This is a genomic window from Pseudoalteromonas sp. DSM 26666 (genome assembly GCF_900116475.1).
Lineage (GTDB): Bacteria > Pseudomonadota > Gammaproteobacteria > Enterobacterales > Alteromonadaceae > Pseudoalteromonas > Pseudoalteromonas tetraodonis.
This window is the reverse complement of the sequence record NZ_FPAR01000001.1, coordinates 70,855-86,037: the sequence shown is the minus strand read 5'-3', so window position 1 is coordinate 86,037 and position 15,183 is coordinate 70,855. Positions and strand designations below refer to the sequence as shown.

Sequence of the window (15,183 nt, the reverse complement as noted above, 5' to 3'; positions counted from 1 at the left end):
AAGCACTGCTGGCAAATAATAACATAAAATTTACAACTTTTTCATTAATTATTATTACATAAATTATCAAATGTATACTGCAATTGCTTTATAAATTTAGCGACATGAAGCCCATCCAACAACGCATGATGAACATCAATAGCAAGCGGCATTTTACCTGTCTCAGTGTTGTATTGGCCAAACACAAATTTAGGAATACCATTACTTTGACCGTGGGTAAATGCATGCGAAAAGCTGCTAAAGTTTAACCAAGGTAATACAGAAACATGAATTAAATCTGCTTGCCCTTCAGTTGCTGCAAACGCATCAGAAAACAGTGGGTTTAATTTTGTGGTATTGCTAATAGCTTTCGCCTCACTGGCAAATTCATTTAACGACCCGTGTAATTTAAAATAACTAAAGCGAAACGACTCATCATCGGCAAGCTCGACTACACTTGCCCGCGTAGCACTTAAGTAACAAGGTTTTTGGTTAATAATGCGCAGCATCATCGGCTCATACTGATGACAGACTTTTAATAAGCAATAAATATAACCATGAAAAAAAGCAATATTAGCTTGTTTACAGGCGGTATATAACTTTTTCGCATTCAGTTGTACGCACACATTAAAATAAGGCTGAGTGAACTGCTGAAATAACTCAAAGTGTTGCTTTCGAGGCCATTGCTCAAAATCAAGAGGAGTAATAGAAAAATCAGTAGAGGACATAAAATATAGATAAAGTGTAAAACTAAATTTTACCGTGCTTTATCTATATTCGCATTAACTAAAATGACGCTTTGGGTGTAGTTATACCAAAGTCTTACATAAGGTATAAAAAAGGAGCGTATTTCGCTCCTATTTTAAACCGAGTGGAAACTTAAAGTCCGTTTTCAATAATTTCTTGTGCCAGTTCATCGGCAATTAAATGCGTTGATTTTTGCTCTTTTTCACTACGGGTAAAAATTTCACTAAGTGTATCGTAAATTCTTTCTACGTGTTTATTAGAAGCCTCTTTACTGTAACCCTCTGGTGCAGTTTCGTAATAAACGTTAATAATACCACCTGCATTTATTACATAATCAGGCGCATATAAAATACCTTTTTCACGTAAAATTTCACCATGGCGTGATTCAGCAAGTTGATTGTTTGCACAGCCTGCTACTATCGTTGCTTTTAAGCGTGGGATTGTTGTGTCATTAATAGTGGCACCTAATGCACAGGGTGCATAAACATCCACATCTAGGTCGTATATTTCATCAATACCAACTGCGGTTGCGCCAAAATCATTTGCTACACGATCTACTGCAGCTTGATTAATATCGGTAACAAATAACTCAGCACCAGCTTCAGACAAATGTTTACATAATCCATAAGCTACTGCACCTAAACCTTGCACCGCAACTTTAATACCAGAAAAGTCTTGAATACCGCGTTGATGGTTAAGCGCTGCTTTCATACCTAAAAACGTACCATAGGCTGTAAACGGCGAAGGGTTACCACTTTTTCCTTCAAGGCCTAGCACGTAATTTGTTTCTTTGTTCATTAACGCCACATCATCACAGGTAATGTTTACATCTTCTGCTGAGTAGTAGCTACCATTTAGTCGCTCTAACTGGCGACCAAATGCGCGAAATAACTGCTCTGATTTGATTTCTTTGGCATTACCAATAATAACCGATTTACCACCACCAAATGGCAAGCGTGCTACGGCATTTTTATAGGTCATCCCTTTTGATAAACGCAGCACATCATATACTGCGTCTTCATCGTTAGCATAATCCCACATTCTACAACCGCCTACCGCAGGGCCTAAGTTTGTGTTATGTACCGCAATAATGGCCTTCAAACCAGACGCTTTGTCTGAACAAAAAACCACTTGTTCATGGTTATCAAATTCAACTTGATTAAATACAACCACTTTAAATACTCCGAAAATAATGGGCCCTTTTGGGCAAGCACGCTACAAATTGTCGAGACTTTATCACTTCAGTTAATGGTTCGCCACACTATGAGTAGATAAACCAAATAAAGCGCGTCAAAGTGAAAAATAAAATGACTTATCGTTAAAAGTAAGCATAAAAATTCCAAAAATAACCATTTGATTAAGTATAAAAGCTAAAAACACCATCGCAATTAAAGCTTACGCTTACGTGAACGTCACCTTACAGTTATTTGTAAACTTAACCATACACTCTAAAAAAGTATACTACAGCTTAAAATACAGTGGCTTATACACTAATTGCCTACGCAGCATAAACTGGTCTGAGGTGTATAAGTCTTTGCAAATGTAAAAGTAAATAAAAAAGCGAGCACACAGTGCTCGCTTATATGATTGCTTTTTAAGTAAAAATTTACTTCATTTTGCTGTCTAGCTCTTCAATTTTTGCTTTCCAAATAGCAGGGCCTTGGGTGTGAGCATTTGCTCCTTCACTGTCTACGGCAACTGTTACTGGCATATCTTCTACTTCAAATTCGTAGATAGCTTCCATACCTAAATCTTCAAAGGCAACAACACGTGCTTTTTTAATAGCTTTAGATACTAAGTAAGCCGCACCGCCTACCGCCATCAAATACACTGACTGGTGCTTTTTAATAGACTCAACCGTTGCAGGGCCTCGTTCAGCTTTACCAATCATACCCACGATGCCGGTTTTTTCTAACATCATATCGGTAAATTTATCCATACGTGTTGCCGTTGTAGGACCCGCAGGGCCTACTGCTTCATCGCCTACTGCATCCACAGGGCCAACGTAGTAAATAAACTTGTTATCAAAATCAACACCTTCAGGTAAACCTTCCCCTGAGTTGATCATATCTTGCAGACGCTTATGAGCAGCATCTCGACCCGTTAAAATAGTACCTGAGAGTAAAACGGTTTCACCCATTTTCCATTCTTTAGTGTCTTCTTTAGTAAGAGTATCTAAATTAACACGGCGTGTGCCCTCACCCACTTCGAAAGTCACTTCTGGCCAATCTTCTAATTTAGGTGCTTTTAAATCCGCAGGGCCTGAACCATCAAGGGTAAAGTGAACGTGGCGCGTAGCAGCACAATTTGGGATCATAACCACTGGCTTTGAAGCCGCGTGAGTTGGCGCCGTTTTAATTTTAATATCAACAACCGTGGTTAAACCGCCAAGGCCTTGCGCACCAATACCTAATTTATTCGCACGTTCAAAGATTTCTAAACGCAGCTTTTCTTCTGTTGTTTCTGCGCCGCGCTCAATTAGTTCATGAATATCAACCGGATCCATTAATGACTCTTTGGCCATTACCGCTGCTTTTTCTGCCGTGCCACCAATACCTATGCCTAGCATGCCTGGTGGGCACCAACCCGCCCCCATTGTTGGTAGCGTTTTTTCTACCCACTCAGCCACATCGTCAGATGGGTTTAACATCACCATTTTACTTTTGTTTTCTGAGCCGCCGCCCTTAGCAGCGACCATCACTTCGACTTTATCGCCTGCAACTAAGTCAATGTGAACCACTGATGGCGTATTATCTTTAGTGTTTTTACGTGTTCCCGCAGGATCTGCAACAATCGATGCACGTAAAGGGTTATCTGGATTTAAGTACGCACGACGCGTTCCCTCATCAACCATTTGTTGTACTGTTAAGTCGGTTTTATCCCAATTAACATCCATCCCTACTTTTACGAAACAAGTGATGATCCCGGTATCTTGACACAGTGGGCGCTTACCTTCTGCCGACATACGCGAGTTAATTAAAATTTGCGCAATCGCATCTTTAGCGGCTTTACTTTGTTCTTTGTTATACGCTTTCTCTAGTGCTTGAACAAAATCAAGAGGATGGTAAAACGAGATGTATTGCAAGGCATCTTCAATGCTATCAATAAAGTCTTGCTGACGAATTGTACTCATAGTGGTTCCTTAAGTTGTTGTTACTCACGCAGCACGTAAGCGATATCAAACCCGTGACGGTGGTTCGAACTGTTTTCAACTACAGCGCTCACTAAACGCTGCCAAATAAATTTGACTTATGATACCCTCCCAGCCCGTTTGGAGCCAGTTCTTATAGGGGTAGTAAATGCTAAACAATAAAAAAAATTGTGTTGAATTAGCCATATCACAAAATTGTATTGAGGTATTTTCGCATTTTGCTCATTTGCCTTACGCCATTTTATTAGATTCGGGTGATAGTGATCACATAAACAGTCGTTTTGACATTATTGCGATTGACCCCCAGAGCACCCTTGAAGTCGAAAATAATCAAAGCGTTTTTAATAACCAGCCAAACATAAAAAGCTGCTTTGAAATAATGAATAATGAACTGGCAAAGTTAGACAGCACTAAAGCTGCCAACAACTTACCTTTTAATGGTGGCTGGCTGGGTTATTTTAGCTATGACTTAGGCCGTACTATAGAGCAACTACCAAGCAGCGCTTTACACGACATAAATTTACCGCAAATGGCGGTTGGACTTTACCTCGATGCACTGATTTACGATAAACAACTGCGCACGTGGTTTTATGTTTCGCAGCCCAATGTAGACCGCCTTTGGCTATATCAGCAATATTTAGCGCAACCACCTAAACATGAAAGCTTTTCGCTTACATCACCGTGGCAGTCAAATATGAGTCAGACTAGCTATAGCGAAAAGTTTGCCGCGATTGAAGAATACCTAAAAAGTGGTGATTGCTATCAAATTAACTTAGCGCAGCGTTTTAGCGCACATTACCAAGGCTCGCCTTGGAGCGCCTATGTTAAATTAACTCAGGCTAATAAAGCGCCTTTTTCTAGTTTTATTAATCATCCTCAGGGCGCTATTTTGTCAATCTCACCCGAGCGTTTTATTGCAGTACACGACAATAAAGTAGAAACAAAACCCATTAAAGGGACTTTACCTCGCAAAGCAGATGCCCTTGAGGATGCAAAACAAGCGACCTTGCTGGCAAATTCGAGTAAAGACCGCGCCGAAAATGTCATGATAGTGGACCTGCTGCGAAATGATTTAGGAAAAGTCGCTAAACCGGGCTCGGTTATTGTGCCCTCATTATTTGCTATTGAAAGTTTTCCGGCGGTACACCATTTAGTGAGTACGGTCACCTCAACCCTTGATGAGGGTAAAACAGCGGTTGATCAACTGGAAGCTGCGTTTCCCGGTGGTTCAATTACAGGCGCACCAAAAGTCCGTGCCATGGAAATAATAGAAGAACTAGAACCACATAGACGTAGCATTTATTGTGGCTCTATTGGTTACATTAGTGGCTGCGGCAATATGGATACCAGTATTACTATTCGAACTTTAGTCACACATCAACAACAAATATATTGTTGGGCTGGGGGTGGTATTGTTGCTGATTCAAAAGTCGAATTGGAATATCAAGAAACTTACGATAAAGTAAATAAAATACTTCCTATATTAAATGAAGGTCGCTTTGAATAGTGAAACCATTTCGGCTCGTTTTCAATTAAACCGCAGTTTAGCCGTGGATCAGCTCAAAGATAATAAAAAAAAGCGCGCAAGCGCAGTAATGCTGCCATTGATTGATATAGATAACGAAGCACATATTTTATTGTGTAAGCGACCAACCTACCTTCATCACCACCCTGGGGAGATTTGTTTACCGGGCGGCAAGTTTGAAATTGATGATGTTAACCTACGCACCACCGCACTGCGTGAATTACATGAAGAGCTTAATATTGCCCCGCAAAATGTCCATGTGTTAGGTCAGTTACCTGAATATTCAACCCTGACCGGATTTACTATACGCCCCTTTGTAGGCTTAATTAAAAAAGAAACAGTGTGGGAAAACGACCACAACGAAGTGCAAGCTAGCTTTTTACTCTCTATAAAAGCGCTGAATAACGCGGCTAACTGGCAACCTTTGCCATTTGAACGAGGTGGAAAAATCATTACCTTAAATGGCTTTATCACCCCACATGGGCTTTTGTGGGGAGCCACAGCCAGCATTATTAAAAACTTTACAAAACAACTCGCCATACCAGTTTAAATCTTTACTAATAAGGGTTACACACCTGCGTTTCCACGTTATTATAGTCGACCGTTCAAAGAACAGCTTAATGCTGAGAAAACTAAGTAGAGACACACATTATGATCAGTGCATTTGATATGTTTAGCATTGGTATTGGCCCTTCATCGTCACATACCGTTGGCCCAATGCGTGCATCACGCTTATTTGTTAATGACCTAAACGAACAACAACTATTAGCAAATGTGACCGATGTAAAAGTAGAGCTTTACGGCTCGCTTGGCCAAACAGGTGTTGGCCACGGCTCTGGTAAAGCAGTGATACTTGGCTTAGCAGGGTATGATCCTGAAACCATTGATGCCGATTTAGTGGATGACATACTCGCTAAAATTGAAAAAGAACAGGTTATTTACCTAAACCAAACTCACAAAGCTAAATTCCCTAAGCAGGGCGCGATTGTTTTTCATCGCAGAAAGACACTCCCTAAACATTCCAACGCAATGGAAATTATTGCCTATAACAACGGCGAAAAAGTATATAGCAAAGTTTACTACTCTATTGGTGGCGGATTTATTGTTACGGATGAAGAGTTTGAAAAAGAAAAACAAGCCGCTTTAGATATCCGTGAAGAAAACCCAGCCCCGTTCCCGTTTGGCTCGGCTAAAGAATTACTCGAAATGTGTAAAGAGTCGGGTTACAGCGTATCAACGTTAATGATGAAAAACGAAAAAACGTTACGCAGTGAAGAAGCCATTAAAGATGAGCTATTTAATATTTGGCAAGTAATGAAAGCCTGTATTGAGCGAGGTATGCGCACCGAAGGTATTTTACCTGGCGGATTAAAAGTAAAACGCCGTGCGCCGAGCTTATATTTAAAGCTAAATGTAGAAGTCAGTAACGATCCGCTGCGCGCCATGGATTGGGTTGATTTATTCGCATTAGCTGTAAACGAAGAAAATGCAGCCGGAGGACGTGTAGTAACTGCCCCCACAAATGGCGCAGCCGGAATTTTACCTGCAGTATTAATGTATTATCATACTTTTATTAAAGAAGTAGACCGTGATATTGCTACCCGCTACTTATTAACTGCCGCTGCAATAGGCATTTTATATAAAAAGAATGCCTCTATTTCTGGTGCTGAAGTGGGTTGCCAAGGCGAAGTCGGTGTTGCTTGTTCAATGGCCGCAGGCGCACTTACTGAAATTGTTGGTGGTAACGTTGTACACGTAGAAAATGCCGCTGAAATTGGTATGGAACATAACTTAGGGTTAACCTGTGACCCTGTTGGCGGCTTAGTGCAAGTCCCCTGTATTGAACGTAATGCAATGGGCGCTATTAAAGCAATTAATGCGTCGCGCCTTGCTATACGCGGTAGTGGTGAGCAAAAAGTATCGCTGGATAAAGTAATAAAAACCATGCTCGATACGGGTAACGATATGAAAACAAAATACAAAGAAACCGCTCGCGGTGGGCTGGCCGTTAATATTATCGAGTGCTAATTAACCTGAACTCTGGTTAAGAGATTTACTAACATATAGGATCAAAATGATATTTATGTTTATTTTCTCTAGCTAGAGATTTTTAGTGAAAACAAGGCGAAATTACGCGTCAATAGCTAGCCTATTGCAAGTAAATTCAACGCAGTTAGCGCTGAAAATAGCTGCTTGAGATGGATTTATTATCCACAGTTCAGGTTAATTACATAGCACAAAAAAAGCCGCTTAGTTGCAAAACTAAGCGGCTTTTCATTGCTGTTTATGGCGGTTACTTAACCGGCAATTCAATATCAGCAAATAACTTATCAACATCTTCTTGATTACGCAGTAAACTCGCACGCTCTACTCGCTCTTTAGTTAAATGCGGTGCAAAACGTTCGATAAAGTCATACATGTAGGTGCGTAAAAAACTGCCCTTTCTAAAGCCAATTTTAGTCGTGCTCGCCTCAAATAAATGGCTAGCATCAATGCACACTAAGTCGCTGTCGTTTACCTGATCAATTGCCATAGATGCAACCACACCCACACCTAGCCCTAAACGCACATACGTTTTAATGACATCGGCATCGGTGGCAGTAAATACAATATGTGGCTCTAATCCGTAAGCATTAAATGCTTTGTCGAGCTCCGAACGACCTGTAAAGCCAAATACGTAAGTAATGAGTGGGTATTGGGCTATATCAGCCACTGTTAAATTGTCCACTTTTTTCGCAAGGGGATGATCTTTAGCAACCACAATACTACGATTCCAATGGTAGCAAGGCAGCATTACTAAATCTGAATATAAATGAAGCGCTTCTGTGGCAATGGCAAAGTCAGCATCACCGCGAGCGGCTGCATCCGATATTTGCTGTGGTGTACCTTGATGCATATGCAGTGATACCGCAGGGTATTTTTGAGTAAAGCCTTTAATTACACTCGGTAACGCATACCGTGCTTGTGTATGCGTGGTAGCAATATTAAGTTTGCCTTGATCCGGTAAAGTATGTTCATTCGCAACCGCTTTAATACCCTCAACTTTTGAGAGTATTTCGCGTGATATGTTAATGATTTCCTCGCCAGCGCCTGTAACATGAGTTAAATGCTTACCACTGCGGCCAAAAATTTGTACACCGAGCTCATCTTCTAACATACGTACTTGCTTAGAAATACCAGGCTGGGAGGTAAATAAACTCTCAGCCGTAGCTGAAACATTTAATTTATGATTTTGAACTTCTACGATATATCTAAGTTGTTGTAATTTCATGGCTATGTAGTTTCGTTATAATTCACATTGACAGATAAAAGCGCACCCTAACTATAGGTAGCTATATAAAAGGCTGATTAATGTTACATAATATAACAATTAATTTGTTGAAATTTCAGGTTAACACAATAAATAAACTTGAGGTAGCAATGATTATCAGCAATCGAAACATAACATATTAAGATTTAAACGCTTTATGGTGACGCTTTTTTCAGTTAATCTGAGCAAAGTTTCCCACCTTTTATATATTTAATGTAAGATTAGATAATAAGGTTAAGAATTTGAGAATTATAACATGATAGTTTCCATTATAATTGTATTAATTGTTGCACTTATAGTCATTGCACTATGGGTTAGTGCTGTTCAGCAACACAAAGAAAAACAAGAAGCTGAACGACGCAAAGAGTTAACAAAACAAAAAGCAATCATTGAAGAAACCGAAGAAGCATTAATGAATAGCGCCAACATTCCACTCTCAGAGGCAACTCAGCGAATATTACAACGACGAATTCATGATGCGCTCAGTCAAATGGTGTCTATTTCAAGCGGAGGTAGTGGACTAAAAAACCGCTTAAAAGAAGCAAAAGAGCGACTACAAAACCCAATTCAAGACGGTTCAGATGGCTTTGTATTACCAGGCAACGACAAACAACTGATATCACTGATACAAGGCATTAAAAAGTTACGCACTATTATTCGTTCTGAGCATAATAAAGGCAAAGTAGACAGCCAGGTATTTATTGCAGAAGACAAACGCCTTGAAAAGCTACAACTAAGAATCAACATTGAAAGCCAAATAAAACGAGGGTTATCAGCGCAAACAGCTGGAATGATAGGCTCTGCTAGGCAGTACTTTGAAAAAGCAGCTGCCACACTTAACAGTGTTTCATTTAATGACGATTACATTACGGCAAAACGAGCTGAAGTTGAAGGCTACCTTGAAACGATAAGTAATGAACTCAAGGCATCAAATGCTACATCATTGAAGAAAAAGAACGAACAAGAGCAAGATGATTTAGACGTATTATTTGCACCTAAAAAGAAATGGTAACTCCTTTCTAAATAAAAAAGCCCATGCAGTTGCATGGGCTTTTTTTTGAATAGGATTTTGCCCCACTTTGTGTTTACATATTAGGACATATACATATTCTAACAAGCTGCCTGCATTAAGATAAAAATGCGAACTTAACAATAAACAAGGCAGTTAAAATCCAAACACTAATGCTTACCTGATCTTTTTTGCCACACAGCACTTTTACCGCCGTATAAGAAATAAAACCAAGTGCAATACCGTGTGCAATTGAGAAAGTCAGCGGTGTCATTAATAATACAACACTCACCGGAATTGCATCAGTCATGTCGTCCCAATTTACAAACTTTAAGTTTTGTAGCATCAATACAGATACATATAAAATAGCTCCCGCGGTTGCGTATGCAGGCACCATTTGAGCTAAAGGCGCAAAAAACATCATCAGTAAAAAGCAGCAACCCACAACCACAGCGGTCAAACCAGTTCGACCACCAACAGATACACCTGCAACAGACTCAATGTATGACGTGGTTGTTGAAGTACCGAGCATTGCACCTGCAATGGTTGCTGTGCTGTCGGCGCTTAATGCACGACCTAAACGCGGCATATTACCGTTTTTATCTGCTAAACCAGCCTTCTGAGTTACCGCAACTAACGTGCCTGAGGTATCAAACAAATCAACGAATAAAAACGCAAAAATAACACTCAACATCGACAGTTCAAACGCGGCACTAAAGTCCAGTTGCATAAAGGTCGGCATGATAGAAGGTGGCATTGCAATAACACCATGATACTCCACTAACCCCATAGACACAGCAATCGCGGTGACTAGTAAAATACTAATCAGTACGCCACTTTTAAAATCGCGATAAAGCAGTGCAGCAATAACAAAAAAGCTGAAAATAGCCAATAAAGGACCAGGCGAGGTAATATCACCCAACTGCACCAGTGTTGCAGGACTTGATACAATAATACCGGCACTTTTAAGTGCGATGAGAGCTAAAAATGCGCCAATACCCGTTGCTATTGCTTGCTTGAGCACCAGAGGGATTGCATTAATAATCCACTCTCGCACCTTAAATAAGCTTAGAATTAAAAATATACACCCTGACATAAATACCGCACCCAACGCAGCTTGCCAGCTATAACCCATACCTAATACAACACCATAGGTAAAAAATGCATTTAATCCCATACCCGGTGCCAATGCCAGTGGGTAATTGGCCCACAAACCCATAATAAAACACCCTATTGCAGCAGCAATACAGGTGGCAACAAAAGCAGCACCTTGGTCCATACCCGCTTCAGCAAGCATAGCTGGGTTAACGAATACGATATAAACCATCGTAATAAATGTAGTCATACCGGCAATACATTCACGGCGAACCGAAGAATCATTTGCACGGATTTTGAATAAGGCTTCGAGCATAATAAACTTGTGGTTGTAAAAAGTGGCGAGATTTTAGCATAAAAATAACTTTTTACAGGACATTTTACCTTGCTATATACTAAACTAGCTAAGTGATTAAAATAACAAACGAAGTAGCATGATCAAAACGACACCAAGTGGCCAAGACTTAGAGCAACAATTAGACAACATTCTTTCTTTTGTAACGCAACCAAGCGATGCAAATCTCCCTGCGAGCTCTAAAAACACCGATCAAGACACATTAAATAAAGCCCTTTATTACCTTAAAAATGAACAAGGCGCCTTAGCCGCAAAATGGATGCGTTTGGCAGCAATGGCAGGAAATTATCGCGCGCAGTTTTATTTAGGGCTGTTTTTTATAAAAGGACAAGGTGTGCCGCAAAGTGTATTTCATGGTGCTGCGTGGCTTAGCTTAGCCGGTAGTCAAGGCTATGAACCTGCCATAGAAGCAATGAGCGATATACGAAAACATATTAGTACCAAACGACTTAAAGATGCTCAATGCTACGCAGCCAGCCTGTATGAACAAATTCACCAGTTACAATTTTCACATTTGATCCCCTCTAGTAGCGAAAAATAATTTCACTGCCCAGCAACTCATTTCATCTGTAAATTAATTAAGCGTTTATAGCCAAAGCAAGCACGCTTAATTAATTTAAACTACTGTATACCCCCTGTTCATCTGTATTTATTTGCTCCCAGCCTTAAAATTAATTCTGTGGGCATTAACTTTCAATAAAAATTAAACCATTGTTATATATAGATTATTTGTATATTTATAGTAACTGTCGCGTTTTAAGATGAATAACTGTACAAAAAAATAGCAAAAAACACTTGCACCAAACAACTGTATAAACTACTGTATGAATGTACTGTATAAAAACCCAGTGAGTGAGAAGATTATGTTACAGCCAATTACCGTAAGAACAGTTAAAAGCTACCAGCAAGATGACCAATCAGATTGTGTTAACGTTGTACAAATTGAAGATGAAATTTCAGCAACGTTTGAGTTATTAAAAGTATTACACCAATACAACAGCCTAAATGCATGGACACTATTAATAGCACCAGATAACGTACCGAGCAAAGCGCTACTTGATTCATGCTCAATTGATACCAGTAAATTACTGGTTATTCGTCAAAAGCATTTAGTTAATTTAGAGTATGTTTTAAGTTCTGCACTTCACAATGGAAATTTTGCCGCGGTGATCACCTGGACTGACATAATAAATAACCAACAACTGTCGCAGTTATCATTAAACTTGAGCCATACGCGCACTAAGTTGTATTGCTTTAGCAAAAAAAGCGCTCATTCTGAGATTTCACTTACGCAATAAGCTTGATAAACTAGCGTTTTAATACACAGTACATTTATCATGACTTCTAACGCCCTATTATGTTTTTGTGGCAGTCAGCAACCTTATGCTGATTGCTGCGAGCCTTTTCATTTAAAAACCAAACAGCCACACACACCAGAGCAACTTATGCGTGCACGCTACAGTGCTTATGCTGTTAAAAACGCGGTTTTTGTTCGTGAAAGTTATGCAAAAGAAAAACAAGCTGAAAATTCAATTTCAGAAATTAAAGATTTTGCAAATAGTTGCCGTTTTATAAACTTAGCCGTATTAGACTCTGGTTATAATGATGAAACAGGATTTGTTACATTTAAAGCTCACTACTTTTATCAAGATTTATATTGCGAGTTGGCAGAAAATTCAAGGTTTATTAAAGAAGATGGACAATGGCGATACCTTGATGGTGAGATTACACCGGTTGCCGATATTAAAGTAAAACGTAATGATACGTGCCCTTGTGGCAGTAATAAAAAATACAAAAAATGTCATAGTGTATAAACTTCAGCTACAAAAAATGGGCCACAAGGCCCATTTTCAAAAACTACACTAAACGCAAATTAGCGTTTTACTCGCCATCATCTTCATCGAAATCTTGACGCTGTGCAGGTCTTGCTAAAATCTCTAAGTAAAAAGAAGTTAAACCTTGCTTTTCAATTTCACTGATGTGATTGTTAATTTCAGCAACGTGAACCACTTGGGCTTCTTCAGCCGTGTTACCAAACTTACAATCAAATGCCCAGTAGTCGGCATCAACAGGTAAAGTTTTATTACGTTCTCTTTTCAAATATTTTTTCACTTCATGCTTTGCAGCATCAACCATACGAGGGTATTTGATTTTCTCATGATTCAGCGTGAATGTTTTCTTCATTACGTTCCTAATTACCTTGGTTTAATGATAATGGCATTTAATGTCATACCATTTGCGCCATTATAGCAATTGCATTTAAATTTTGGATGCTTTTTTTATATTAAATCAGTTATTAAAATAAAGCACCTATAAAACCAATAGTTACTTACTACTATAAACACAGTTTATTACAATCAAATGGCATGTATAAAGCAGCAATTGAACACATATAATTAGGCACTAAACAAATGTAATGGCTGGTGGATAGCTTCATTTTGTAAATCATCATAAAATGCCACCGCATCCATTTGAGGGTTTGATAACTCGGTGTTGGTATTTTGAATTCGTCGACGTACCGCTAATTCACAGTTATCAATGACAGTCAGAGGAATGTGGTTTTTATCATCACGAATATTAAATGGCTCAGGCTTTAAGCACTGAGTTAACTTTATATCACTCATCCCTACAGCGCTTCCCATTTTTGCTAAAAGCTCTGTGTTATTTTTACCAATTAACATATTAAAGGTATCTGGCGCTAATGGCTGCTTTGGACCTGCGCCAAATTGTTTACGCAGAGCATCTTCATTAGCTTGATAATGCTTAGTGTCACTTTTGGGTAGGTGGAATTCACTAAAATCGAGTGCATCGTGAGAGAGCATTGCTAATAAAAGTGCAAACTCGCCTCGGCGGTTTTCGTGCACACTTTCGTTAAGCCTTGTTTTTAACTGGCTCTCCGTGATTAACAAATCACCAATCTGCATAGACTTTAGCCTATTTAACTAATTAATAAGTATTTATCGGCTAAATTTGAATTTTCTTTAGCTTTTTTCTTTACTTAAATAAGAAGTTTGCTATTATCTGCCGCGTTGCATTGGAGGGGTTCCCGAGCGGCCAAAGGGATCAGACTGTAAATCTGACGGCTCAGCCTTCGCTGGTTCGAATCCAGCTCCCTCCACCACTTCTCTTCTCTACCTTATTTCTTTTTATTCAAATACCCACTGTAAACTCATACCATGATTGTTTAACCAGTTACTTGCTTGTTTATAATCTGAATAAAATAATCCCACACGTTGCCAAAATTGAGCACTGTGATTTAAATATTTTAAATGTGCTAATTCATGAACAATCACGTAGTCAATGACCCATGTCGGTGCACTTGCCAAGTGTAAGTTGAAGGTTAGTTCACGCCTGCGATTACAACTACCCCAGCGACGTTTATACAATTGAATACGAATATTACTCGGTAGCTTTTCACCCATCAGCTGACAATAATCGTTAACTCGCATTTCAATATAACTTTCTAATTTCTCATGCAAAAACTGCTCTAGCAAACTTTGATACATTTGCGTTTGATGCTTTACACGTGAAGAAATACTCAGTAACAGCGTTTGGCTTTCATTGTGCTGCTGCCATTGAGTGCGTACTGCGTTATCAAATTGCACATTAACAGCTTCATTAAATAATTTAATACTCTGGGTTTTGAGTGGAAACTGTCGTGTATCGGCTTGAATTTGTTGCTTATGTAACTGAGCATCAATCCAGTCCTGTTTACTTAACAGCCATTCATTAATTTGTGTTTTCGTTACAAAATGGGGCGCATATACCGTAAGCTCACGTTGTGCGACTTTGATAGCCACTGTTTTTCTTCGCTTACTACGCTTTAAAGTGTAATCCAACAATGAATGCTGCCTATTTATAATTAACCACTGGGTTTTATTTTACCTTGTACCATAACGGCTAATCTATAAATAATCCCCACTAAATGCCATTTTAATAACAATGCATTTAGTGCTACTCAATAAATAGTATGATTTAGAGCTTAAAACACTTACGTTACTTTTGTAATTTA

General features: G+C 39.2%; 15 protein-coding genes and 1 tRNA gene. 8 read left to right on the top strand and 8 right to left on the bottom strand.

The features are described 5' to 3' along the window. Nucleotides 1-44 precede the first annotated feature (44 nt). From BM380_RS00425 to BM380_RS00415, 3 genes are all read right to left on the bottom strand, one after another. Nucleotides 45-707, bottom strand: a complete 663-nt coding sequence (locus BM380_RS00425; protein ID WP_090492281.1) for a CatA-like O-acetyltransferase — start codon at nt 705-707, stop codon at nt 45-47. 151 nt (nt 708-858) lie between these two features. Then, the gene (locus BM380_RS00420; RefSeq protein WP_008466197.1) at nt 859-1,899 is read right to left on the bottom strand and encodes a Leu/Phe/Val dehydrogenase; all 1,041 of its coding nucleotides are present in this window, start codon (nt 1,897-1,899) and stop codon (nt 859-861) included. A 433-nt stretch (nt 1,900-2,332) separates the two neighbouring features. Beyond that, complete coding sequence (locus BM380_RS00415; RefSeq protein ID WP_024602984.1) at nt 2,333-3,859, bottom strand: fumarate hydratase; 1,527 nt, start codon at nt 3,857-3,859, stop codon at nt 2,333-2,335. Between the two features lie 166 nt (nt 3,860-4,025). Between BM380_RS00415 and pabB the strand changes: the two genes are divergently transcribed. The 3 genes from pabB (at nt 4,026) to BM380_RS00400 (ending at nt 7,430) form a co-directional block, all read left to right on the top strand. Further along, complete coding sequence (pabB, locus tag BM380_RS00410; protein ID WP_090492278.1) at nt 4,026-5,384, top strand: aminodeoxychorismate synthase component I; 1,359 nt, start codon at nt 4,026-4,028, stop codon at nt 5,382-5,384. Further along, nucleotides 5,377-5,952 carry an NUDIX hydrolase gene (locus BM380_RS00405; protein WP_008112778.1) on the top strand — a complete coding sequence of 192 codons (576 nt, stop codon included), beginning with the start codon at nt 5,377-5,379 and terminating at the stop codon, nt 5,950-5,952. The genes pabB and BM380_RS00405 overlap by 8 nt, the downstream gene beginning before the upstream one ends. A 101-nt stretch (nt 5,953-6,053) precedes the next feature. Continuing rightward, entirely contained in the window at nt 6,054-7,430 is a 1,377-nt protein-coding gene (locus BM380_RS00400) for an L-serine ammonia-lyase (RefSeq protein WP_008112780.1), read from the top strand. 265 nt (nt 7,431-7,695) lie between these two features. Here the strand turns inward: BM380_RS00400 and cysB are convergent, their stop codons facing one another. Continuing rightward, nucleotides 7,696-8,673 carry an HTH-type transcriptional regulator CysB gene (gene cysB / locus BM380_RS00395; RefSeq protein ID WP_008466190.1) on the bottom strand — a complete coding sequence of 326 codons (978 nt, stop codon included), beginning with the start codon at nt 8,671-8,673 and terminating at the stop codon, nt 7,696-7,698. 295 nt (nt 8,674-8,968) lie between these two features. Here cysB and BM380_RS00390 point away from each other — a divergent pair, with 295 nt between their 5' ends. After that, nucleotides 8,969-9,724 (top strand): hypothetical protein, encoded by a 756-nt coding sequence (locus BM380_RS00390; protein ID WP_013465225.1) that lies wholly within the window; start codon nt 8,969-8,971, stop codon nt 9,722-9,724. A 115-nt stretch (nt 9,725-9,839) separates the two neighbouring features. Here BM380_RS00390 and BM380_RS00385 read toward each other — a convergent pair whose 3' ends face one another. Continuing rightward, nucleotides 9,840-11,132 carry an NCS2 family permease gene (locus tag BM380_RS00385; protein WP_008113045.1) on the bottom strand — a complete coding sequence of 431 codons (1,293 nt, stop codon included), beginning with the start codon at nt 11,130-11,132 and terminating at the stop codon, nt 9,840-9,842. Nucleotides 11,133-11,250: 118 nt separating this feature from the next. Here BM380_RS00385 and BM380_RS00380 point away from each other — a divergent pair, with 118 nt between their 5' ends. The 3 genes from BM380_RS00380 to BM380_RS00370 all read left to right on the top strand — a co-directional run bounded on the left by BM380_RS00380 (nt 11,251) and on the right by BM380_RS00370 (nt 12,985). Beyond that, a complete protein-coding gene (locus tag BM380_RS00380; protein WP_033104392.1) occupies nt 11,251-11,712 on the top strand; it encodes an SEL1-like repeat protein in 462 nt (153 codons plus the stop codon). Nucleotides 11,713-12,034: 322 nt separating this feature from the next. After that, the gene (locus BM380_RS00375; protein WP_013465228.1) at nt 12,035-12,469 is read left to right on the top strand and encodes a SulA-like leucine-rich domain-containing protein; all 435 of its coding nucleotides are present in this window, start codon (nt 12,035-12,037) and stop codon (nt 12,467-12,469) included. A gap of 39 nt (nt 12,470-12,508) precedes the next feature. Continuing rightward, on the top strand, nt 12,509-12,985 hold the full coding sequence (locus BM380_RS00370) for a YchJ family protein (protein ID WP_090492276.1): 477 nt from the start codon (nt 12,509-12,511) through the stop codon (nt 12,983-12,985). 67 nt (nt 12,986-13,052) lie between these two features. Here BM380_RS00370 and BM380_RS00365 read toward each other — a convergent pair whose 3' ends face one another. Then, nucleotides 13,053-13,355 (bottom strand): DUF6172 family protein, encoded by a 303-nt coding sequence (locus tag BM380_RS00365; protein WP_008113037.1) that lies wholly within the window; start codon nt 13,353-13,355, stop codon nt 13,053-13,055. A gap of 212 nt (nt 13,356-13,567) precedes the next feature. After that, entirely contained in the window at nt 13,568-14,095 is a 528-nt protein-coding gene (locus BM380_RS00360) for a VC2046/SO_2500 family protein (protein ID WP_028835041.1), read from the bottom strand. Between the two features lie 112 nt (nt 14,096-14,207). Between BM380_RS00360 and BM380_RS00355 the strand changes: the two genes are divergently transcribed. Beyond that, a tRNA-Tyr gene (locus BM380_RS00355) sits at nt 14,208-14,292 on the top strand. Between the two features lie 25 nt (nt 14,293-14,317). Here BM380_RS00355 and BM380_RS00350 read toward each other — a convergent pair. Next, nucleotides 14,318-15,010, bottom strand: coding sequence for a M48 family metallopeptidase (locus BM380_RS00350; protein ID WP_033104395.1), 693 nt, complete (start codon nt 15,008-15,010; stop codon nt 14,318-14,320). Between the last annotated feature and the right edge of the window lie 173 nt (nt 15,011-15,183).

Excerpts from the sequence above, each read along its gene's own strand:
- BM380_RS00385 (WP_008113045.1), bottom strand. The coding sequence starts at position 11,132 with ATGCTCGAAGCCTTATTCAAAATCCGTGCAAATGATTCTTCGGTTCGC.
- BM380_RS00400 (WP_008112780.1), top strand. The coding sequence starts at position 6,054 with ATGATCAGTGCATTTGATATGTTTAGCATTGGTATTGGCCCTTCATCG.
- BM380_RS00370 (WP_090492276.1), top strand. The coding sequence starts at position 12,509 with ATGACTTCTAACGCCCTATTATGTTTTTGTGGCAGTCAGCAACCTTAT.
- BM380_RS00415 (WP_024602984.1), bottom strand. The coding sequence starts at position 3,859 with ATGAGTACAATTCGTCAGCAAGACTTTATTGATAGCATTGAAGATGCC.
- BM380_RS00425 (WP_090492281.1), bottom strand. The coding sequence starts at position 707 with ATGTCCTCTACTGATTTTTCTATTACTCCTCTTGATTTTGAGCAATGG.
- BM380_RS00375 (WP_013465228.1), top strand. The coding sequence starts at position 12,035 with ATGTTACAGCCAATTACCGTAAGAACAGTTAAAAGCTACCAGCAAGAT.
- BM380_RS00365 (WP_008113037.1), bottom strand. The coding sequence starts at position 13,355 with ATGAAGAAAACATTCACGCTGAATCATGAGAAAATCAAATACCCTCGT.
- pabB (WP_090492278.1), top strand. The coding sequence starts at position 4,026 with ATGCTAAACAATAAAAAAAATTGTGTTGAATTAGCCATATCACAAAAT.
- BM380_RS00360 (WP_028835041.1), bottom strand. The coding sequence starts at position 14,095 with ATGCAGATTGGTGATTTGTTAATCACGGAGAGCCAGTTAAAAACAAGG.
- BM380_RS00380 (WP_033104392.1), top strand. The coding sequence starts at position 11,251 with ATGATCAAAACGACACCAAGTGGCCAAGACTTAGAGCAACAATTAGAC.
- BM380_RS00390 (WP_013465225.1), top strand. The coding sequence starts at position 8,969 with ATGATAGTTTCCATTATAATTGTATTAATTGTTGCACTTATAGTCATT.
- cysB (WP_008466190.1), bottom strand. The coding sequence starts at position 8,673 with ATGAAATTACAACAACTTAGATATATCGTAGAAGTTCAAAATCATAAA.